The 7,472-nt window shown below is 39.0% G+C and carries 7 protein-coding genes; all 7 read right to left on the bottom strand.

All coding sequences use genetic code 11. From position 1 onward, the window contains the following. Positions 1 to 26 precede the first annotated feature (26 nt). Positions 27 to 665, bottom strand: coding sequence for a YigZ family protein (locus ACLR96_RS09750; protein WP_177269226.1), 639 nt, complete (start codon positions 663 to 665; stop codon positions 27 to 29). Positions 666 to 667: 2 nt separating this feature from the next. Beyond that, positions 668 to 1,954 (bottom strand): GTPase HflX, encoded by a 1,287-nt coding sequence (gene hflX / locus ACLR96_RS09745; protein WP_177269224.1) that lies wholly within the window; start codon positions 1,952 to 1,954, stop codon positions 668 to 670. Between the two features lie 24 nt (positions 1,955 to 1,978). After that, complete coding sequence (gene yunB, locus ACLR96_RS09740; protein WP_177269222.1) at positions 1,979 to 2,644, bottom strand: sporulation protein YunB; 666 nt, start codon at positions 2,642 to 2,644, stop codon at positions 1,979 to 1,981. Between the two features lie 99 nt (positions 2,645 to 2,743). Then, positions 2,744 to 3,520: a GTP-sensing pleiotropic transcriptional regulator CodY gene (gene codY / locus ACLR96_RS09735; protein ID WP_412265795.1), complete on the bottom strand. Its 777-nt coding sequence runs from the start codon at positions 3,518 to 3,520 to the stop codon at positions 2,744 to 2,746. A 247-nt stretch (positions 3,521 to 3,767) separates the two neighbouring features. After that, on the bottom strand, positions 3,768 to 5,201 hold the full coding sequence (hslU, locus tag ACLR96_RS09730) for an ATP-dependent protease ATPase subunit HslU (protein ID WP_177269218.1): 1,434 nt from the start codon (positions 5,199 to 5,201) through the stop codon (positions 3,768 to 3,770). Between the two features lie 10 nt (positions 5,202 to 5,211). After that, positions 5,212 to 5,751 (bottom strand): ATP-dependent protease subunit HslV, encoded by a 540-nt coding sequence (gene hslV, locus ACLR96_RS09725; protein ID WP_177269215.1) that lies wholly within the window; start codon positions 5,749 to 5,751, stop codon positions 5,212 to 5,214. A gap of 43 nt (positions 5,752 to 5,794) precedes the next feature. Then, positions 5,795 to 7,472 (bottom strand): type I DNA topoisomerase (gene topA / locus ACLR96_RS09720; RefSeq protein ID WP_412265792.1); only part of this gene is annotated, 1,678 nt, incomplete at its 5' end.

Genomic DNA, 7,472 nt, shown 5'->3' with positions numbered 1-7,472 from the left:
ATGTTCTCTAATATGTCAACATTTTTTTAAATTTTTTCTTTAATTATTTTTTCATCCAATATTTCTGCCGTTCCGGATGTCATATTTGACAGAAGAAGCACAACATTATTCCTGTATTCCGGTAAAGCCATTATATCAATAATGATCTTATCGCTATATTGTATTTTACCTACCATAAAACCCTCTCTGTCATCTATTCTATCAACAGATAAATTCTGTATTTTCGCAAGAAACGTGTAATCCGTTTTTACCTTCATGAAGCAAATCTCGCACACTCGGCATACACCCGCCGCTTCCAAGCCAAGCTTAGTGCTGCTGGTATACGCTCTTACCAGCCCGCCTGTTCCCAGCTTTATCCCGCCGAAATACCTGGTAACCACTACGGCAATATCAGTAATCCCCTCTTTGACCAGCATCTGAACAATAGGCGCTCCTGACGTCCCCTGAGGCTCCCCGTCATCACTGGCCCATTGTATCTGAAACTTATCTCCTATCACCATGGCAGGTACGTTATGGGTAGCATCTTTATATTGTTTTCTGATCAAATCAATAAATTCATCGCCATCTTCTTTTGAAACAACAGGCTTTACATGGGCTATAAATCTTGATTTTTCTATTATCTGCTCTGCCTCTGCTTCCGCTCGGACTGTTTTATAAAGCTCCATGGTTACTTTTCTCCATCTTTTGTAAAACTTTTATATTTTTCATAATCATTACGGTCAAATCTTCCTTCAATTAATGTTCCCTCAGCTTCATATTCCATAGATATAATCTCTGCATTTTCACACAAATATGATGTGACTGCACCTCTGTCATACGGAATTAACAGCACAGCATGAATCCGCTTCCCGAAAATCTTCTCTTTTACGGAAGAAAGCAGCAGCTCCATATTTTCTCCTGTTTTTGCTGAAATATATACTGCATCATGGCCGCTGACATCCAGGGGAAGCTCCTCAGCAATATCTATTTTATTATATGCCATAAGCTTTCTTTTACTGCCGGCCCCCAGTTGATCTATAACCTTATCCGTAACCTCTATCTGAAAATCTCTGTTATCATAAGAACTATCCACCACATGTATGAGAAGATCCGCGTATTTGACCTCTTCAAGGGTAGATTTAAAGGCTTCTACCAGACTATGAGGAAGTTTACTTACAAAACCCACAGTATCTATCAGAATAAATTCACTCCCGTTTTCAACGGAAATCTTTCTGTGCTGAGGATCCAGTGTGGCAAAAAGCATGTTCTGTGATGAAACTGTTTTTTCTTCCTTATCAGTCATAGCAAGAAGCTTATTCATAACTGCCGATTTTCCGGAATTTGTGTATCCCACCAGAGCAACAACGGGTATATGTGACTTTTCCCGCCCTGATCTCTGCGTCTGTCTGTTTTTTGCAGCTTTCTTAAGCTCAGCTTTTATATCATCAATCCTCTTAGATATATGACGTCTGTCGGTCTCCAGCTTTTTTTCACCGGGACCTCTTGTCCCGATCCCTCCTCCAAGACGGGATAATGATTTACCGAATCCCGTAAGTCTTGGCATCCTATATTGAAGTTGCGCAAGCTCTATCTGTAGTTTTCCTTCTTTAGATATCGCCCGGTCGGCAAATATATCGAGAATCAGAATAGTCCTGTCTATCACTCTGACACCGATAGAATCTTCAAGATTCCTCATTTGCACTCCGGAAAGTTCCTCATTAAATATTACCATATCTATCTCCATATTGGAACACATCTGCGCAAGCTCCTCAACCTTGCCCTTACCTATCAGTGTGGCAGTGTTTGGTTTTTCCAGAGACTGTATGATACGGCCGGATACTTCTATAGAGTCTGCTTCTGCAAGTCCTTCCAGCTCATCCATTGAATAGGAAACATCTTCTTCAATCTGTATCCCCACCAGTATGGCTTTATATTCTTCTGTAATTATTTCGTTACTATCATTAAATCTAAGCATGACATTATATTACCATACTTTTGTTTATGTTACATCTAAAATATCTTCTTTAGGCACCTGTACGAAACTATCAGGAACTTCTCCCAGTATCACAGTCTCTGCAAGGAGTATAGTACTGGATGTATTAAACGTACTTGAACAAAACGGCGCCATCACTTTTACCCTGCATTTAAGAATTATGTATATCTTATATTTTGTCTGATTTATGGCTTTAGATTCAAATTCCGTTTTAAAATCAGTTGACAGTACACTTGTGGGAACCACTTTGAGGTCCATAGATGGTCCCGTCTGCGAAAACAGTTTACTTCCGATAAGCGTACCTATCGGTACTTCGAGAGGTTCTTCATCCATACTCTTAAAAGACTTTTGCAGATTAGCAGTAAGCTGTGTCATCAGCACATTTATAGCCATGGAATCTGCCTGAACCATCTCAGTTTTTCCTTCTTCATTCTTTTTAACTATGAACAGCTCATCCTGTCCTCCTTCTTTTTGAAACTGCTCTGTAAGAGCTTTATTAACGGCTCTTGAAACGAGAACTTCTGCTCTCATCTTAGAAACCTCTTCCAAATTAGGCTCCACTACAGTTTTAATCCATATAAACACCCCAATACAGATGAATGCTGTAATAATCATTCCTATAGACGCGCCTTTCCAGATGCTGCGTCTTTTTTTGAATCTTTTTCTGGCCATAATCTCCTCCAATACAGAAGAATGAAATACTTAACCAAATATAAAAAAACTCCTGCTTTACATAATATGCAAAACAAGAGTTTTTGTTATCTTTTATTCTTATATAGTCATTTTATTCAGTTCATCTTTAAATTTGGAATTAGTAATTTTGATTCTCGTACCCTTCATTCCCAAAGATCTTGATTCCACTACGCCGGCGCTTTCAAGTTTTCTTAAAGCATTAACTATAACAGATCTCGTTATTCCTGATCTGTCCGCAATCTTACTTGCAACCAGCAGTCCTTCATCTCCATCAAGTTCAGCAAAAATCTGTTGAACGGCTTCGATTTCCGAATAGGAAAGAGTCCCTATAGCCATCTGTACCATTGCGATTTCTCTTTCTTCTTCTTCTCTTTCAAGAGATTTCTTTCTCTGTATCTCCATACCTACAACCGTAGCGCCATATTCTCCTATGACAAGATCTTCCTCCGAAAACGAAGGTGAATATCTGGTAAGAACCAACGTTCCCCATCTCTTGCCGCCTCCCAGAATAGGGATTATAGTGTGCAGCTTGTCCGATGTGTCATAATCATATTTGAAGATTTTAAGAGCTTCTTCGCCAGACAAATTGGCAGTAGTCTCTCTGACTCTCATCAGTTCTTCATTATATTCTTCCGGAAATACTTTTGTTCCTTTTTCCGTATCAGTCATTACAACACTGTCAGATTTGATTTTATAGCCCACGCCGATAACTTTGCCGTTTCTGTTTGTTATATAAACGTTGGCATCCATAAATTCACTCATAAGTCTGCACATTTCGTCGAATGAAAACGCTCCTGTAGGGCTTTCCTGTAGCATCCAATTCAATCTTCTTATTTTCTTTAAAATATCGCTCATTTTATTACCTCATCTGTTTAGATTTGAATTTTTTTACATATTTAATAGTATTATATATATTTTCCCTCAATAAAGCAACGATTTTTTTGATTTTTCAAAAAAGTATTGTATTTTCACACAACTAACACAAACCTGCTGTTTTTCTACAACTTTTCTTGCTTATATCGTTATCGCACCAACATAACGAAACTCCATAGCCATCTGAAAGTTCGCGGATTTCTATGGAGTTTAACCATAAACAAAATGATTACAGTATATATTTATCTATATCATCCGGATGTATCTTCTCAGCAAATTTTTCTTTTACATATTGCTGGTCTATCGTGATCTTTTCTTCATCCATGTCCGGAATATTAAAGGATATATCTTCCAGCAGTTTCTCCAATATAGTATGCAGTCTTCTTGCTCCTATATTTTCTGTCTGCTCATTCATTAAAAATGCCATGGTGGCAATCTCATCAATAGCCTCTTCTGTAAATTCTATTTCTATGCCTTCAGTCTCAAGTAATGCTTTATGTTGTTTTAGAAGTGCGTTTTCAGGAACTGTCAGTATCTTGACAAAAGTATCTTTATCAAGATTCTCAAGTTCCACTCTTATAGGAAAACGCCCCTGAAGTTCAGGTATCAAATCTGTAGGCTTCGCCGTATGAAATGCACCTGCGCCTATAAATAGTATGTGATCTGTTTTTACCGGTCCATGTTTAGTGTTTATCACACTTCCTTCAACTATAGGAAGAATGTCTCTTTGAACGCCCTCTCTGGAAACATCTGCTCCGCTTCTGTAACTGGATCCGGAGGCTATCTTATCGATCTCATCTATAAAAATTATCCCGTTCTGTTCTGCATTCTGCAATGCATCATCCGTCACCTGATCCATATCTATGAGATTTTGGGCCTCTTCCTCTCTTAAGATCTTTCTCGCATCTTTGACTTTCACTTTTTTATTTTTCATCTTTTTAGGCGCCATATCACCGAAAATATTTCCGATGGCTATGCTCATACCTTCATTTCCCATATCTAATGAGTTTGTCTTAGGAGCATCAGTTACTTGTATCTCTATATACTGCTCTTCCAGCAGCCCTTCCCTAAGCTGCTGTCTAACCTGCTCTCTTGCCAGCATATCAGGCTGTTGATCTTTTTCATCGCTTGCCTGTTTCTGCTGTTCATACTGTTCTTTCTGAGTAAGATACCCTGTATTTCCCAATATAAAATCAAATGGTCCTCTGTTTTGATTATTGGAAGCGGATTTCTTCTTGCCGGGTATTATCGCTTCTATGATTTTTTCTTCTACTATCTCATCGGCAACAGAATATTTTTCTTCCAACATGGCCTGTTTCGTAATTCTGACAGATGCTTCAACCAGATCTCTGACCATCGAATCCACATCTCGTCCCACATAGCCCACTTCAGTAAATTTAGTCGCTTCCACTTTGACAAATGGTGCATCCATGAGTTTCGCAAGCCTTCTGGCTATCTCTGTTTTACCGCATCCTGTAGGCCCCATCATCAAAATATTCTTAGGGGTTATTTCCTCCCGCATCTCTTCTGAAAGCAAGCTTCTTCTGTATCTGTTTCTCAAAGCGATGGCTACAGATTTTTTTGCTTCATCTTGCCCTATTATATATTTATCCAGTTCGCCTACTATTTCTTTAGGCGTCATCTGATAAAGTTTATTGGCCATACTTCACCTCCTATAATTTTTCTACAGAAATATGATCATTGGTGTATACACATATGGACGCCGCTATCTCCAATGATTTTCTCACAATTTCTTCCGCACCCAAATCTGTGTTGTTGTAAAGTGCATTAGCGGCTGAATATGCATAATTACCTCCCGAACCTATAGCTACAAACGGCTGATCAGGTTCAATAACTTCTCCCGTCCCGGAAAGCACCAGCATATCTTCTTTATCAGCCACTATCATCAGTGCTTCCAAATTTCTCATGGCTTTATCCGAACGCCAAAGCTGAGCCAGAGCCACCGCAGCTCTCTTTAAATTTCCTCCGTGCTCATCCAGTTTGCTCTCAAACTTTTCTGTAAGCGAAAAAGCATCAGCTACAGACCCCGCAAAGCCCGTAACTACAGTATTCTTATATATTTTTTTTACTTTTTTCGCGCCATTTTTCATAATGGCGGTTTCTCCCATTGTCACCTGTCCGTCTCCGCCTATGCAGATATCGTCAGGTCCTCTCTTTACTGCCACAATTGTTGTTGCATGAAATTGTACCATATTTACCTCCTTTTTCATAATTCATAACAGGACTCTGATGCCTTTATTCTTTGTAATCACACTCACTGTTAGAACAAGCATATTTGCTATCTTTACTTTTTTTCTCCACAAGAAGCGAGCCACATTTCGGACATTTCTTATCTACCGGCTTATTCCAAAAAACCTGAGTACACTCAGGATACCCGCTACACCCATAGAAAAGTCTTCCTCTTTTACTTTTTCTGGCAACTATATCTTTGCCGCATTCGGGACATTTGACATCGATAGATTGAACGATCGGCTTTGTATTCTTACATTCCGGATATCCTGTACATGCCGCAAATGCTCCAAAGCGTCCATGTTTGATAACCATAGGTTTGCCGCATTTTTCACAAAGCTCACCTGTCGGTTCCTCTTTGAACTCAACCTTTTCAATCTGTTCATCAGCAATCTGAAGCTCATCTTTGAGAGTATCATAAAATCCTTCAATTACAGATTTCCATCTGACACCCTTTGTTTCTATATCATCGAGATTTTCTTCCATTTGAGCTGTAAAACCTGTGTCTACTATCTCTTTGAAATATTGCTCCATCATATCAGTTACTATAAACCCAAGCTCTGTAGGAATCAATGATTTTTTTTCTTTTGAAATATATTTTCTATCTATGAGAGTCGCCACGATAGGAGCATATGTGCTGGGACGACCTATATCTTTTTCTTCAAGATCTTTAACAAGACTGGCTTCTGTAAATCTTGCCGGAGGTTGTGTGAAATTCTGCTGACCTTCCACATTTACAGCTTTTAACTCTTCCCCCTTTGACATGTCAGGAAGAAGCCTGTCCTCTTCATCATCTTTTGCAGATGAGTAAATTTTAAGAAATCCGTCAAAGAGCATTTTTGAACCGACTGCTTTAAAGTCATACTCACCGTTCTCTATGACAGCATTTACAGATTTGAATTTAGCAGGCGCCATCTGGCTGGCGACGAACCTGTTCCATATAAGGCTGTACAGCTTGAACTGATCCTTACTCAAAGAATCTTTTATGATTTCCGGCTCAAGTTCTACATAACTTGGTCTTATAGCCTCATGAGCATCCTGAACATCCTTTTTTTTATTTTTATATATATTACCTCCGTAATACTTTTCTCCCAGAGAATTTATGATAAATTCTCTGGATGCAGCCCTTGCTTCATCCGATATTCTCACCGAATCCGTTCTGATATACGATACAAGGCCTATGGTTCCTCTGCCTTTTACTTCAACACCTTCATAAAGCTGCTGTGCTATCATCATGGTCTTTTTAGTTGAAAAATTAAGTTTATTGGCAGCATCCTGCTGAAGGCTGCTGGTTGTAAACGGAGCAGCAGCTCTTCTCATCCTATCTTTTTCTTCAAGATCCTTTACTATATATTTTCCCTGTTTAAGAACTGCCAATATCTCATCGTTATGAACTTTGTTCTCAATTAAAAGCTTTTTTCCTTTAAACTCTACGAGTTTTGCTATAAAATTTTTCTCCTTTTCAAACTCAGCTGTAATAGTCCAAAATTCCTGAGGCTTAAATTTTTTTATCTCATTTTCTCTGTCACAAATTATCTTTAACGCTGCGGATTGTACACGTCCGGCGCTCAAGCCTCGTCGTATCTTTCTCCATAAAAGAGGACTTATTTGATATCCTACCAATCTGTCGAGCACCCTTCTGGCCTGCTGCGCATCTACCAGACTCAGATCTATCGGTCTCGGC

Source organism: Lentihominibacter sp. (assembly GCF_046951855.1).
Taxonomy (GTDB): domain Bacteria; phylum Bacillota; class Clostridia; order Peptostreptococcales; family Anaerovoracaceae; genus Lentihominibacter; species Lentihominibacter hominis.
The sequence above is the reverse complement of the archived record's forward strand: the minus strand, read 5'-3'. Positions and strand labels throughout refer to the sequence as shown.